Source organism: Streptomyces sp. NPDC096310 (genome assembly GCF_044763125.1).
GTDB lineage: Bacteria > Actinomycetota > Actinomycetes > Streptomycetales > Streptomycetaceae > Streptomyces.
In genome coordinates this window covers 433852-447803 of sequence record NZ_JBIWFO010000004.1, presented here as the reverse complement: position 1 = coordinate 447803, position 13952 = coordinate 433852, and the positions used below count along the sequence as shown (strand labels likewise).

11 protein-coding genes are annotated in these 13952 nt (G+C 73.2%); all 11 read left to right on the top strand.

Annotation, left to right across the window (positions count from 1 at the left end; genetic code table 11):
- Positions 1-2 precede the first annotated feature (2 nt).
- The 11 genes from ACIQ7D_RS12945 (at position 3) to moeZ (ending at position 13813) form a co-directional block, all read left to right on the top strand.
- On the top strand, positions 3-1355 hold the full coding sequence (locus ACIQ7D_RS12945) for a DUF3152 domain-containing protein (protein WP_403936732.1): 1353 nt from the start codon (positions 3-5) through the stop codon (positions 1353-1355).
- A 230-nt stretch (positions 1356-1585) separates the two neighbouring features.
- Positions 1586-1684 carry an Ms4533A family Cys-rich leader peptide gene (locus tag ACIQ7D_RS12940; protein ID WP_385005479.1) on the top strand — a complete coding sequence of 33 codons (99 nt, stop codon included), beginning with the start codon at positions 1586-1588 and terminating at the stop codon, positions 1682-1684.
- Positions 1685-1925: 241 nt separating this feature from the next.
- Complete coding sequence (locus tag ACIQ7D_RS12935; protein WP_403936730.1) at positions 1926-3656, top strand: ABC transporter substrate-binding protein; 1731 nt, start codon at positions 1926-1928, stop codon at positions 3654-3656.
- Positions 3653-4702 (top strand): ABC transporter permease, encoded by a 1050-nt coding sequence (locus tag ACIQ7D_RS12930; protein ID WP_403936728.1) that lies wholly within the window; start codon positions 3653-3655, stop codon positions 4700-4702. Before ACIQ7D_RS12935 ends, ACIQ7D_RS12930 begins: the two co-directional genes overlap by 4 nt.
- Positions 4699-5688 (top strand): ABC transporter permease, encoded by a 990-nt coding sequence (locus tag ACIQ7D_RS12925; RefSeq protein ID WP_403936726.1) that lies wholly within the window; start codon positions 4699-4701, stop codon positions 5686-5688. The genes ACIQ7D_RS12930 and ACIQ7D_RS12925 overlap by 4 nt, the downstream gene beginning before the upstream one ends.
- The gene (locus ACIQ7D_RS12920) at positions 5685-7397 is read left to right on the top strand and encodes an ABC transporter ATP-binding protein (RefSeq protein ID WP_403936724.1); all 1713 of its coding nucleotides are present in this window, start codon (positions 5685-5687) and stop codon (positions 7395-7397) included. The genes ACIQ7D_RS12925 and ACIQ7D_RS12920 overlap by 4 nt, the downstream gene beginning before the upstream one ends.
- Before the next feature lie 202 nt (positions 7398-7599).
- The gene (locus tag ACIQ7D_RS12915) at positions 7600-9432 is read left to right on the top strand and encodes a glycosyltransferase (protein WP_403936723.1); all 1833 of its coding nucleotides are present in this window, start codon (positions 7600-7602) and stop codon (positions 9430-9432) included.
- Positions 9425-10657: a hypothetical protein gene (locus ACIQ7D_RS12910; RefSeq protein WP_403936721.1), complete on the top strand. Its 1233-nt coding sequence runs from the start codon at positions 9425-9427 to the stop codon at positions 10655-10657. The genes ACIQ7D_RS12915 and ACIQ7D_RS12910 overlap by 8 nt, the downstream gene beginning before the upstream one ends.
- 115 nt (positions 10658-10772) lie before the next feature.
- Entirely contained in the window at positions 10773-11753 is a 981-nt protein-coding gene (locus ACIQ7D_RS12905) for an NAD-dependent epimerase/dehydratase family protein (protein WP_385000583.1), read from the top strand.
- Complete coding sequence (locus tag ACIQ7D_RS12900) at positions 11741-12562, top strand: spherulation-specific family 4 protein (protein WP_403936719.1); 822 nt, start codon at positions 11741-11743, stop codon at positions 12560-12562. Before ACIQ7D_RS12905 ends, ACIQ7D_RS12900 begins: the two co-directional genes overlap by 13 nt.
- Before the next feature lie 72 nt (positions 12563-12634).
- A complete protein-coding gene (gene moeZ, locus ACIQ7D_RS12895) occupies positions 12635-13813 on the top strand; it encodes an adenylyltransferase/sulfurtransferase MoeZ (protein WP_403936717.1) in 1179 nt (392 codons plus the stop codon).
- Positions 13814-13952 lie beyond the last annotated feature (139 nt).

The window sequence follows — 13952 nt, the reverse complement described above, 5'->3', positions numbered from 1 at the left end:
GCGTGGGACGACACAGCCGCAAGGGCCCCGTATCCCAGGGATCGCCGAGCGCGGGTGGCCCCGCGCCGGGCGATCCCGGTCAGGACCGGGCGGGGCAGGGGCGGCGCAGGCGTTCCGGCGACGGTCGGGACCAGGATCCGGACCAGCACGGCGGACCGGGACACGGCACCCCCGCGCAGGGCGTGCCGCAGGTGCGCGGCGGCCATCCCGAACAGCGGGAGTCCGGCGGCGGTTGGGGCAGCGCACGGCGCTACGGCGACCGGCAGGGCGCGGCACCACGCCCCACGGGCCCGCGTACGGGCGGCGCCGGCGGCCCGGGGGACACCGGTGGTACGCCGGTGATCCCGGGCCCGCGCAAGGAGTTCGTGGACGCGTTCGACGCCTTCGGCACGTCGGCCGCCCCGGCCACCCCGACACCCCGGCCCGTACCGAAGGCCGGTGGCCGTGACGCCGGTGGGGGTACGGGCGCGACGGTCCCCGGCGAGGACGAGGACGGCGCCGGTCAGGACCCGGAGGAGCCCGCCAGAGGCGGCTGGGGCCGCGCGCTCACCGGGATCGCCGCGGCGGCGGTGACCACCGTCCTCGCGGTCGTGGTGGCCGGACAGGTCACCGGCGGCGGCTCCGACACCTCCGACGCGCGGGCGGACGGCGGGGTCGACCGGGCGGAGCAGGACGGCGACGGGGCCTCGCGCTCCGACGAGCGGTCCGCCCCGGCGGACGGGAAGGCGGCGCCCTCGGCCTCGGCCACCGAGGCCACCTATCCGGAGCTGATGGCCCGTCAGTTCCCGCTGGATCCGAAGCTGAAGGCGGCGGGCACCTTCACCGCCGTACCGGGCCTGGCCAAGGCGCCCGGCAAGGGAGAGAAGTTCCGCTACCGCGTGGACATCGAGAACGGACTCGGCCTCGACGGGGCGCTGTTCGCGGACGCCGTCCAGAAGACCCTGAACGACCGGCGGAGCTGGGCCCACAACGGCGCCATGGCCTTCGAACGGATCTCCAGCGGTCAGCCCGACTTCGTGATCACCCTGGCGAGCCCGGGGACCACGGCGTTCTGGTGCGCGAAGTCCGGTCTGGACACCACCGTCGACAACGTGTCCTGCGACTCGGCCGCGACCGACCGCGTCATGATCAACGCCTTCCGCTGGGCGCAGGGCGCGGAGACCTTCGGGGCCAAGGCGATGTTCCCCTACCGGCAGATGCTGATCAACCACGAGGTCGGCCACCGGCTCGGCCACAACCATGTGAGCTGCCGCACGCCGGGCGCGCTCGCGCCGGTGATGCAGCAGCAGACCAAGACGCTCGACCTCGACGGCGTCAGGTGCCGCGCGAACCCCTGGGTCTACCCGGACGAGTGACCCCCCGGGGCCGGGGGGGACGCCGGGGGCTGGCAGCCCCCCGGGACGGGCGGGAACGGGGCGCGCCCCCCGACGCCCCCCGACGCCCCCCGACGACCCCCGACGACCCCCGGGCGGCCTCCGAGGAGCGCCGGGCGCGGTTCCGTGATCGCCCAAAGCTGTCCGTATGGTGAGAGAGCTGTCTCGCCCCGCGTTGACATTCGAACACTGCCTCGTCCATATTTCTCCGCATGTCGTCCCCCTACGCACCCGCTTACCGTCACGCCGCCTTTGAGCTCGCGCTCATCGGCGTGACGCCGCTGTGCGTGGCCGACATCCTCTGTAGCTGACGCCGCCCGAACACGTCCGTCCCCCGGCTCTTTCCGCCGCGGGCCGCCGTGGTCGGCGCACTCCGTCCGTACGCGGGCGCGGCGTCCCGGTCTTCCTTGTTCGGTTCTCTCTGCCGCTGCCGCCTGCGCGGACACCGGGCGTCCCACGCCCTCTGTTCCCGTCCCGCTCCCTCCTGTCACTCTTGTGCACTCCGTCACTCTGTGCACGCCGTGCGCGCAGCCCACCGAGAGGCTTCTTCCGATGCGTCAACCGTCCGTCATCACCCGCCGCGTGGCCGCGGCAGCCGTCACCCTGGCCGTGGCAGCGGGCGCCGCCGCCTGCGCGGGCCCCCAGGACAACGATGCCAAGAGCGACGGCTCGGCCCAGGGCAAGCCGCAGAAGGGCGGCACGCTGTCGGTCCTCAACACCGAGGCACAGGCCGACTTCGACCCGGCGCGCCTCTACACCTCCGGCGGCGGAAACGTCCCCTCGCTGGTCTTCCGTACGCTGACCACCCGCAACCGGGAGGACGGCGCGGCCGGCACCAAGGTCGTCCCCGACCTCGCCACCGACACGGGCCGCCCCAACGCCGACGCCACCGAGTGGACGTACACCCTCAAAGAGGGGCTGAAGTTCGAGGACGGCACCCCGATCACCACCGCCGACATCAAGTACGGCATCGAGCGCTCCTTCGCCGCCGAACTCTCCGGCGGCGCCCCCTACCTGCGCGACTGGCTGATCGGCGGCGCGGAGTACCAGGGCCCGTACAAGGACAAGGACTCCAAGGGTCTCGCCTCGATCGAGACGCCCGACGCGAGAACCATCGTCTTCAAACTGAACAAGCCCGAGGGCGACTTCCCCTTCGTCGCCACCCAGACGCAGTTCGCGCCGGTGCCCAAGGCCAAGGACACGGGCGCCAAGTACGAGGAGCACCCGATCTCCTCAGGACCGTACAAGGTCGTCAAGAACGAGGGCGACGGCCAGCACATGGTGCTGGAGCGCAACCCGCACTGGTCCGAGAAGACCGACGACCAGCGCCACGCCTACCCCGACAAGATCGACGTCAAGGCCGGTCTCGACTCGGCCGTCATCAACCAGCGGCTCGCCACCAGCTCGGGCGCCGACGCCGCCGCCATCACCACCGACACCAACCTCGGCCCCGCCGAACTGGCCGAGGTCGGCAGCGACAAGGCGCTCGCCGCGCGCGTCGGCACCGGCCACTTCGGCTACACGAACTACCTCGCCTTCAACCCGAAGGTGAAGCCGTTCGACAACCCCAAGGTGCGCCAGGCGATCGCGTACGCCATCAACCGCACCAGCGTGATCAACGCGGCGGGCGGCTCCGCGCTCGCCGAGCCCGCCACCACCTTCCTGCCCGAGCAGAAGGCGTTCGGCTACACGCCGTACGACCACTTCCCGGCCGGGAAGACCGGCGACCCGGCGAAGGCCAAGGAGCTGCTGAAGGAGGCCGGTCACCCGAACGGACTGACCATCTCCCTCATCCACTCCACCGCGCAGAACCGCGAGACCAGCCCCGAGGTCGCCACCGCCGTCCAGGAAGGGCTCAAGAAGGCGGGCATCACCGTCAAGCTGGTGGGACTGGAACCGAACGCGTTCAACGAGGCCCGCTGGAGCGTCAAGGACGGTCCCGGCTTCTTCCTCTCCCGCTGGGGCGCCGACTGGCCGTCCGGCGGCCCCTTCCTGGCGCCGATCTTCGACGGCCGGCAGATCGTCAAGGACGGCTCCAACTTCAACCACGCCCAGTTCGACGACGCGTCGGTCAACAAGGAGATCGACGAGATCAACAAGCTGACCGACCTGTCCGCGGCGGCGAAGCGCTGGGGCGCGCTCGACAAGAAGATCGGTGAGCAGGCCCTCGACGTGCCGCTCTTCCACCCCGTCTACAAGCGGCTCTACGGCAAGGACGTCAAGAACATCGTGATCAGCGACTGGACCGGCGTCCTCGACATCTCGCAGGTCGCGGTCAAGTGAGTACCGCTCCCGACCCGGTGGCGGCAGGGGCGGCGGCCACCACGGCCCCCGCCCCGGCCGCTCCCGCCTCCGGCGCCGGCCAGGTCTGGCGACGCCTGCGCGCACGCCCCTCGGCCCTGGTGGCCGGGGGCGTCCTCGCGCTGCTGGTGGTTCTGGCGCTCGCCGCGCCGCTGCTCGCCGCGCTCGAAGGCCAGGACGCGAACACGTACCACGACTCGCTCGTCGACTCGGCGCGCGGCGGCGTGCCCTTCGGCTCGTTCGGCGGGGTGAGCGGTGACCACTGGCTCGGTGTCGAACCCGGCACCGGGCGCGATCTGTTCGTACGGCTGCTCTACGGCGCCCGTATCTCGCTGCTCGTCGCCCTCGGCGCCACCGTCGTCCAGGTGGCGATCGGCGTCACCGTCGGCCTCGCGGCCGGTCTCGGCAACCGGTGGCTGGACACCTTTCTCAGCCGGGTCAGCGATGTGATGATCTCGCTGCCGATGCTGGTGCTCGCCATCGCCCTGACGGCCGTCGTCCCCCAGGACTTCCCCCGCCCCCTGCTGCTGATCCTTGTCATCGGACTGCTCAACTGGGGCGGCACCTCACGGATCGTACGTGCGCAGGCCCTCACCCTGAAGCAGCTCGACTTCGTCGCCGCGGCCCGGCTCGGCGGCTCGGGACGGCTGCGTGTCGCGCGGCGCGAGGTGCTGCCCTCGCTCGCGGCGCCCGTCATCACCTATGCGGCGATCCTGGTCCCCACCAACATCGTCATCGAGGCGTCGCTGTCCTTCCTCGGTGTCGGCGTCAAACCGCCGACACCGTCGTGGGGCGTGATGCTGTCGACCGCGCAGACCTGGTTCCGCGCGGACCCGATGTACGTGCTGCTCCCCGCCGGGCTGCTCTTCGTGACCGTGCTCGCCTTCACCGTGCTGGGCGACGCGGTACGTACCGCGCTCGATCCGCGCGAGGCCAGCCGGCTGCGGGTCGGGACGCGAACCGGGAAGCGGACCCGCACCCGTACCTCCGGCAAGGCCCGTACCCCCCTCAAGGACACCGCCTCATGACGCGCTATCTGATCAAACGGCTCGCCGGCGCGCTCCTGGTCCTGCTCGTGCTCTCCGTCGTCGTCTACGCGCTCTTCTACCTGGCGCCCGGCGACCCGGCCCGGCTCGCCTGCGGCGAACGCTGCTCCACCCAGCAGGTCGACCAGGTCCGCGAACGGCTCGGCCTCGGGCAGTCGGTCTTCGCGCAGTACGGACACTTCCTGCGCGGCATCGTGGCCGGGCGCGACTACTCCACCGGCACCTCGCTGCTGCACTGCGACGCGCCCTGCCTCGGCTTCTCGTACAAGACCGACCAGCAGGTCACCCAGCTCATCCTGGAGCGGCTGCCCGCGACGGTCTCCCTCGCCGTCGGCGCGATGGTCGTCTGGCTGGTCGTCGGGATCGGCACCGGCCTGCTCTCCGCGCTGCGGCGCGGCGGGATCACCGAGCGCGCGCTGACCGTGCTCACCCTCGCCGGAACCGGCACGCCCGTCTTCATCCTGGGCCTGCTGCTCCTGATGGTCGTCTGCGCGTATCTCCAGTGGCTGCCGTTCCCCTCGTACGTACCGCTGGGCGAGGACCCCGAGCAGTGGATGTGGAACATGCTGCTCCCCTGGCTCACCCTCGGGCTCTTCGAGAGCGCGAAATACGCGCGGCTGACGCGCAGTTCCACGCTGGAGACGCTGGCCGAGGACCACATCCGCACCTTCCGCGCCTACGGCGTGGGGGAGCGCGCGGTCGTCGGACGGCACGCGCTGCGCGGCGCCCTGCCGCCGGTCATCGCGCTCAACGCGAACGACTTCGGCACCGTGGTCGGCGGCGCGGTGCTCACCGAGACCCTGTTCGGCATTCCCGGCGTCGGCAAGACGCTGATCGACTCGGTGCGGGACGTCGACCTGCCGGTGGTGGTGGGCGTCGTGCTGGTGACCGGGGCGGCCGTCGTGCTGGCCAATGTCGTGGCGGACCTGCTGTACGCCGTGGCCGACCGAAGGGTGGCACTCCTGTGACGCGTACGACCTCTGATACTCCCGAGGTTTCGCCCGCGGAGCCGCTGGTCCTCGTGGAGGATCTGACCGTCGACTTCACGGCGGGCGACGACGAGACCGTACGCGCCGTGGACGGGCTCTCCTTCTCGCTCGCCGCGGGCCGGGCGATCGGCCTGGTCGGCGAGTCCGGCAGCGGCAAGAGCACCGTCGCGAGCGCGCTCCTCGGGCTGCACCGGGGGACCGGCGCGCACGTCGGCGGTACGGTCCGGGTCGCCGGTACGGACGTGGGCACCGCCACCGACCGCGAACTGCGCGCGCTGCGCGGCGCCGTGGCCGCGATGGTCTTCCAGGACCCGCTCTCCTCCCTGGACCCGTACTACACGGTGGGGGACCAGATCGCGGAGGTCTACCGCGTCCACACCCGGGCCACCCGGCGCGCGGCGCGTGCGCGGGCGGTCGAGGTGCTGGACCGCGTGGGCATCCCCGACGCCGCGCGCCGCGCACGCTCCCGGCCGCACGAGTTCAGCGGCGGAATGCGCCAGCGCACGCTGATCGCGATGGCGCTGGCCTGCGAACCGCGCCTGCTGATCGCGGACGAACCGACCACGGCGCTCGACGTGACCGTCCAGGCACAGATCCTCGACCTCCTCCACGATCTGCGCCACGAGACGGGCATGGGGCTGCTGCTGGTCACCCATGACGTGGGCGTCGCCGCGGAGAGCGTCGACGAGGTCCTGGTGATGCGGCACGGGCGCGAGATCGAACGCGGCCCCGTCGCGGATGTCCTGGGCCGGCCGAAGGACCCGTACACGCGCACGCTGCTGTCGTCGGTGCCCCGGGTGGACGCGCCGGTCGAACGTGCGCCGGCGGCGCCGGGCACCGGCGGGCCGCTGATCGAGGCGGTCGGCCTGCGCCGGGAGTTCCGGCGCGGACGGACCACCGTCACCGCCGTGGACGGGGTCTCGCTCACCGTCGCGCCGGGGGAGACCCTGGGCATCGTCGGTGAGTCCGGCAGCGGCAAGACCACGCTGGGGCGGATGCTCGTACGGCTGCTCGACCCGACCGCCGGGACCCTGGACTACCGGGGCACGGAGATCGGCACGGCGTCCGAGAAGGAGCTGCGGCCCTACCGCCGCGAACTCCAGATGATCTTCCAGGACCCGGTCTCGTCGCTCAACCCGCGCCGTTCGGTGGGCGAGTCCATCGCGGACCCGCTGCGGGCCGCCGGGGTGCTGGACGAACGGGAGACCGTCGAGCGGGTACGAGGGCTGCTGGAGCGGGTCGGGCTCGACCCCGACCGGTACGACCGGTATCCGCACGAGTTCAGCGGCGGCCAGCGCCAGCGCGTCGGGATCGCCCGCGCGCTCGCCGCCGAGCCACGACTGATCGTCTGCGACGAGCCCGTCTCCGCCCTCGACGTGACGACCCAGGCGCAGGTCATCGCGCTCCTGGCGGAACTCCAGCGGGAACTGGGGCTCGCGCTGGTCTTCATCGCGCACGACCTCGCCGTCGTACGCCAGGTCAGCGACCGTATCGCCGTCATGAAGGACGGCAGGATCGTGGAACAGGGCACGGTCGAGGAGGTCTACGGGGCGCCCTCCGAGGCGTACACGAAGCAGCTCCTGGCCGCCGTCCCCGCGCTCGATCCGGGGCTCGCGGCGGCGCGTCGCACGGCCCGCAGGGAGCTTCCGGTGCCCGTCGCGGCCGCCGGGGAAGCGGCCCTGGCCTGAGTCACGAGGCTCGCCGTACGTAGCCGTCCCTTTTCGTAGTGCGACAGAACGCCGCCAGTACGAGAAAGTTACGTGCATTCACCCCTTCCGGTGGTACGACGGACAACCGTCCGTCGTACCACCGGGTTGTCCGCTTACGGTCGTCCCGCTGCGTGTCGCCGATCAACGGTGGCCGCCCACAAGGGAGATCGGGGGTGCGCTCGTGCGGATCGGACTGCTTACGGACGGTGGGTATCCGTATGCGACGGGTGAGTCCAGGCTCTGGTGCGACCGGCTCGTACGCGGGCTCGTACCGCACGAGTTCCACATCTACGCGCTCAGCCGCAGCGCCCGGCAGGAGCGGAGCGGCTGGGTCCTGCTGCCGCCGCACATCCCGGCGGAACGGGTGCGCACCGCGCCGCTCTGGGCGCCGGCCGACGACGGGCGGGGCTACGGTCGGCGCGACCGGCGCCGGTTCGCGCTCCACTTCGGCCGGCTGGCCGAGGCGATCTGCGCCGAGGGCGGGCCGGACGGCTTCGGAGGCGAGCCGGGCGGCCGAAGTGGAGCGGGCGGCCAGGCAGGCCCGGGCGGTCAGGCGGGCACGAGGGGGGCCGCGTCCTTCGCCGAGGGGCTGTACGGACTCGCCGACCTCGGCAGGGAGCGCGGCGGGCTGTACGCGGCGCTCCGCTCCGAGACCGCCGTACGGCTGCTGGAGGCGGCCTGCCGGGCCCCCGGCGCACGCCGGGGCGTGCAGAGCGCGACCGTGCCCGACTTCCTCGCGTTCGCCGACCAGTTGGAGCGGGCGCTGCGCCCCCTGTCGCTCGACTGGTACGGCGAGGACGACGGGCTGGGCGCCGTCGACCTCTGCCACGCGGCCTCCGGTGGCTCGGCGGCCCTGCCCGGACTGCTGGCCAAACGCTTCTTCGGGGTCCCGCTGCTGGTCACCGAGTACGGCGTACGGCTGCGGGCGCACTATCTGGCGACGGCGGACACCGCGGGCGCGGGCGCCCCGGACGCGGTGTCCGGTGCGCCGGTGCGCACCCTGCTCGCGGCCTTCCACCGGCGGCTCGCCGCCGAGATCTACCGGCAGGCGGGCGTCATCACCCCCGGCAATCTGCACGCCAGGCGCTGGCAGGAACGGTGCGGCGCCGACCGCGCCAAGCTGCGGACGGTCTACCCGGGGATGGCGGCGGAACGGTTCGCGGCGTTCGCGGACGACGCCGCCCCCGGGGGCCGCGCGGGCGAGAGCGGCGCCGGCGAGGACGGTCCCGCGACGCTGGTCTGGGTCGGCCGGATCGAACCGGCCAAGGACCTGAACTCGCTGCTGCACGCCTTCGCGGAGATCCGCAGGGCGGAGCCGGACACCCGGCTGCGCATCGTCGGCGCGCCGGTACGGGACACGGAAGGCGCCGCGTACCTCGCGCACTGCCGGGGACTGGCTGCCCAGCTCTTCCCCGACGAGGCGGCCGACGCGCACGCCGTCGGCGACAACCCCGTCTCCTTCGAGGAGATCGGCGACCCCGACGCCCCCGACCTGCCGGAGGTGTACGGCTCGGGCAGCCTGGTCGTGCTCTCCAGCGTGGTCGAGTCCTTCCCGATCAGCCTGATCGAAGCGATGTTCTGCGCGCGCGCCACGGTCTCGACGGACGTCGGGGCGGTCGTCGAGGTCATCGGCGGTACGGGACTGGTCGTACCCCCGCGCAATCCGCGGGCGCTCGCGGACGCGTGCGTCACGCTGTTGCGCGACCCCGGGCGCCGAGCCCGCCTGGGCGCCGCGGCGCGCGCCCGCGCACTCGAACTGTTCACCGTCGAGCAGAACCTCGCCGCGTTCCGCGCGCTCTACCTGGAACTCATCTCCCACGCCCCCGTACGGCGCGCGGCCGAGTCGGTCGACGCCGACGGATCCCCGCTGCCCTTCGCGCACCCGGCCGAGACCCATGTCCCCGGCCACTGGACGGCGGCCAGCCGCCGCTCCCCGCACACCACCCCGAGCTGGGCGGACCCCAGCGGCCGGCGCGTCGGCGCCTATGCCGGAGCGGGGGACCACGATGCCTGACACCCACCACGCCCGCACGACCGCGACCGGTCACACACCCGCGCGACGGGGCTCCGCCGACCCCGTCAAGGCGCTGCTCCACCGCCATCGCACGCTCTGCGAGCGGGCCGTCGACCCACTGGAGATCGCCGCCGGACTCGAAGCCCACGGGATCACCGACCGTACCGCCGGGCGCTTCCGGCACCGGGATGTCTTCTCGCTGGCCGAGGAGTTGTACGCACGCGTCCCGCAGGGCGCCGGCGGAACGGGCGGGGCCGACGGCGCCGACCGGGCGGGCGCCGACCGGGCGGACGGAAGCGGCGGGGCGGACGGTGCGCACGGCACGCACGGGGCGGGCGGCCCGTACGGCCCGGGGCACGAGCGCCCCGGGCGCTCTTCGCGCGGCGCGCGCGCCGCGCGAAGAGCGCCCGCGCGAACCGGCGCGGCGTGGGCGGGTGTCGTACTGCTGCCCGGCGCCGTCGCCGCCCTCACCCTCGCCGGACTCGAACACAGCACCGGACAGGGGCAGCTCGCGATAACCCTGGCGGGCGCCCTCGCGATCTCCGGCACCGTGTCCGCCTGCCTCCGCCGCGGACCCCTGCGCGCCGAGGGCCGCACCGTACCCGCCGCCGGACTCTGGACGTACGCGCTGCTGGCCTACCTGCTCTGCGGTGACGGCCTCCTGGCCGCGCTCCTCGACGGCGGCCCCCACGGGCCCTGGCCCGCGACCGCGACCCCCCTCGTGACGCTCGCCGTCGCCGTCGCGCCCGCCGCCTGGTGCGCCCGCCTCTTCTCCGTACGGGCGCGCCGCGGACTCACCGTCAGCCGCGGCCTCGCCGACTTCGCCGCGCGGGCGCGCCCCCTGCTCCTCGCCGTCGTCGGGCTGTACATCTGCGCCCTCGCCGTCCTGACCCCGCTCACCAACCTGCTGTACGCCGAGAGCGCCGCCCTCGCGCCCACCGTCGCCCTCGGCACCCTGTTCCTGCTCGCCCGGCTCCTCGCGGTCCACGGCCGCCCCGACGCCGCGGCCACCGGCCTCGCCACGGCCTGCGCCCTGGAGGCCCTGGCCTGCGCGTCCGTGCTCGCCGGCCGTATCCCCGGCTGCGCCGCGCTCGCCGCGCCCGTCCGGGCCCTCGTCCACACCGCGGGCCCGGCCGCCGTACCCGCCCTGGCCTGCGGCGCCGCCGCCCTCGGACTTCTCATCCACGCCGCCGTCGCCCTCTCCAGGGCCTCGGCGCACACCTGACCCCCCCGCACGCCCCCACACCTCACAGAAGCAGGCAGAAGGAGACGCACGACATGACCCCGCAATCCCCAGTACCGGCCCCCGAGACGGCCCGTCCGCACGGAGGGGCCGCGCGATGAGGGTCCTGCTGCTCGGTGCCAACGGTTTCCTCGGCCGCTTCGTGGCCGACCGGCTGCTCGCCGACCCCGCCGTCCACCTGACCGCGCTCGGCCGCGGCGACGACGCCGACGTACGGTTCGACCTCGCCGGGGGCAGCCCCGGCGCGCTCACCCGGTTCCTGGACGCCGTCCACCCCGGCGTCGTCATCAACTGCGCCGGAGCCACCCGCGGCGGCGCCCGCGAACTCACCCGGCACAACACCGTCGCCGTCGCCACCGTCTGCGAGGCCCTGCGGCGCAGCGGCTGCGGCGCCCGGCTCGTTCAGCTCGGCTGCGCCTCCGAGTACGGCCCCTCCCAGCAGGGCTCGTCCACCGCCGAGGACGCGGTGCCCCGCCCCGGCGGGCCGTACGGCGTCTCCAAGCTCGCCGCGTCCGAGCTGGTCCTCGGCTCCGGGCTCGACGCGATCGTGCTCCGGGTCTTCTCCCCGGTCGGTCCCGGCACCCCGGCGGGCTCCCCGCTCGGCCGGCTCGCGGAGGCGATGCGCCGCGCCATGCAGTCCGGCGACGGCGAGCTGAAGCTCGGCGGGCTCGGCGTCCAGCGCGACTTCGTGGACGTACGCGATGTCGCGCGCGCCGTGCACGCCGCCTCGCTCTCCGCCGCCCAGGGCATCGTCAACATCGGCACCGGCCGCGCCGTGAAGCTCAGGGACGCCGCCGCCGTACTCGCCAGGGTCGCCGGGTTCGCGGGCGCCCTGAACGAACTCGACCTGCCCCAGGGCCCGGCCGGGCTGCGCCCCGGGCACCCCGTCATCGGCGCCCCCCGGCCCGAGACGGTGGCGGAACACCTGGGCGCGGGACCGTTCCCGTACCCCGACGGCTGCGGCGCCTGGCAGCAGGCCGATGTACGGACCGCGCGCGACCGGCTCGGCTGGCGCCCCCGGATCAATCTGGAGGAGTCCCTCGCCGACATCTGGATGGAGGCCGCATGCCGCATCTGACCCCGGGCGGAGGCGGCGCGTTCCCGCCCTACCGGGACGCGCTTCCGCTCGCCGCCCTTCCCCGGGCCGCGCCGCGCCCCGCCCGGGCGGCCGGGCTCGGCCTCGGCGTCCCCGGTTACGCGCACCCGCTGGTCGCGCCCGTCGAGTGGGCCGAACTGACCCGCCCGGCCGTCCCCCTGCACTGGGCCGTCCTCAATGTCGCGGACGGCCCCGGCGACCGCCCCGACCCGCACTGCCTCGACGCCGCGGGGCGGCTCACCAACGCACGGCTGCGGGTCCTCGGCCATCTCGACCTGGCGTACGGGGGCCGGCCCATCGAGGAGATCGTCGCCGACGCGCGGCGCTTCCTCGACTGGTACCGCGTCGGCGGCTTCTACCTCGACCGGTGTCCGGCCGGGCGCGCGGAGCTGCCCCGGGTACGGCGGACGACCGAGGCCCTGGAGACGCTGCTGGACGGTGCTCCGGGCGGCGCCGGGGACGGCGGCTACCTCGTCCTCGGACAGGGGATCCATCCGCATCCGGGATACGCGGGGGCCGCCGACCAGTTGGTGACCTTCTCCGGGCCGTGGAGCGACTACCGCTGGTCGCAGGCGGCGGCGTGGACGGCGGAGTACCCGCCGGAGCGCTTCGTCCATCTGGTCCACGGGGTGCCGCGCACCCGCCTCGACGAGGCGTTGCGGGCCGCGCGCCGGCTGGGCGCGGGGACGGTCTTCTTCACGGACCGGACAGGGGCGATCGACCCGTTCGCGACCATGCCCGGCTTCTGGGACGCCTTCGTCTCGCGAGTCGGACCGTGTGTCTCGGAATGAGAAGGGCCGTGGCAGTGTTACAGGGAGCACAACCGTACTGAATGACCGACCAACCCCCTAGTTGAGGTCCCTGTGTCGCTGCCACCCCTGGTCGAGCCCGCTGCCGAGCTCACCGTCGACGAGGTCCGCAGGTACTCCCGTCATCTCATCATCCCGGACGTGGGGATGGACGGGCAGAAGCGGCTGAAGAACGCGAAGGTGCTGTGTGTGGGCGCCGGAGGTCTTGGCTCCCCGGCCCTGATGTACCTGGCCGCGGCCGGTGTCGGCACCCTCGGCATCGTGGAGTTCGACGAGGTAGACGAGTCGAACCTCCAGCGTCAGATCATTCACAGCCAGGCCGACATCGGCCGCTCCAAGGCCGCGTCCGCGCGTGACTCCGTTCTCGGTATCAACCCCTATGTGAACGTGATCCTTCACGAAGAGCGGCTTGAGGCCGAGAACGTGATGGAGATCTTCTCCCAGTACGACCTGATCGTGGACGGCACGGACAACTTCGCCACCCGCTATCTGGTCAACGACGCCTGCGTACTGCTGAACAAGCCGTACGTATGGGGTTCGATCTACCGCTTCGACGGCCAGGCCAGCGTCTTCTGGTCCGAGCACGGCCCCTGCTACCGCTGCCTCTACCCGGAGCCGCCGCCCCCCGGCATGGTCCCCTCCTGCGCCGAGGGCGGCGTGCTGGGCGTGCTCTGTGCGTCCATCGGCTCCATCCAGGTCACCGAGGCGATCAAGGTCCTGGCCGGCGTCGGTGACCCGCTGGTCGGCCGGCTGATGATCTACGACGCACTGGAGATGCAGTACCGCCAGGTCAAGGTCCGCAAGGACCCCGACTGCGCGGTCTGCGGCGAGAACCCGACCGTCACCGAACTCATCGACTACGAGGCCTTCTGCGGCGTCGTCTCCGAGGAGGCCCAGGAGGCGGCGGCCGGCTCGACGATCACTCCCAAGCAGCTCAAGGAGTGGATCGACGAGAAGGAGAACATCGAGATCATCGATGTCCGGGAGCCGAACGAGTACGAGATCGTCTCCATCCCGGGCGCCAAGCTGATCCCGAAGAACGAGTTCCTGATGGGCACCGCCCTGTCGGCCCTCCCGCAGGACAAGAAGATCGTCCTGCACTGCAAGACGGGCGTCCGCAGTGCGGAAGTCCTCGCGGTGCTCAAGTCCGCGGGCTTCTCGGACGCGGTCCATGTCGGGGGCGGGGTCATCGGCTGGGTCAACCAGATCGAGCCGGAGAAGCCCGTCTACTAGGTCTCCATACCTTCTTCCGGGTCGACGGTGCCCCGGGGGGGGGGGCCCCCCCCCCCCGGCCCCCCCCCCCCCCCCCGGCCACCCCCCCCCCCCCCCCCCAACAGGGAGCGCCCCCCCCCCCCCCGCCCGGAACCCAAAT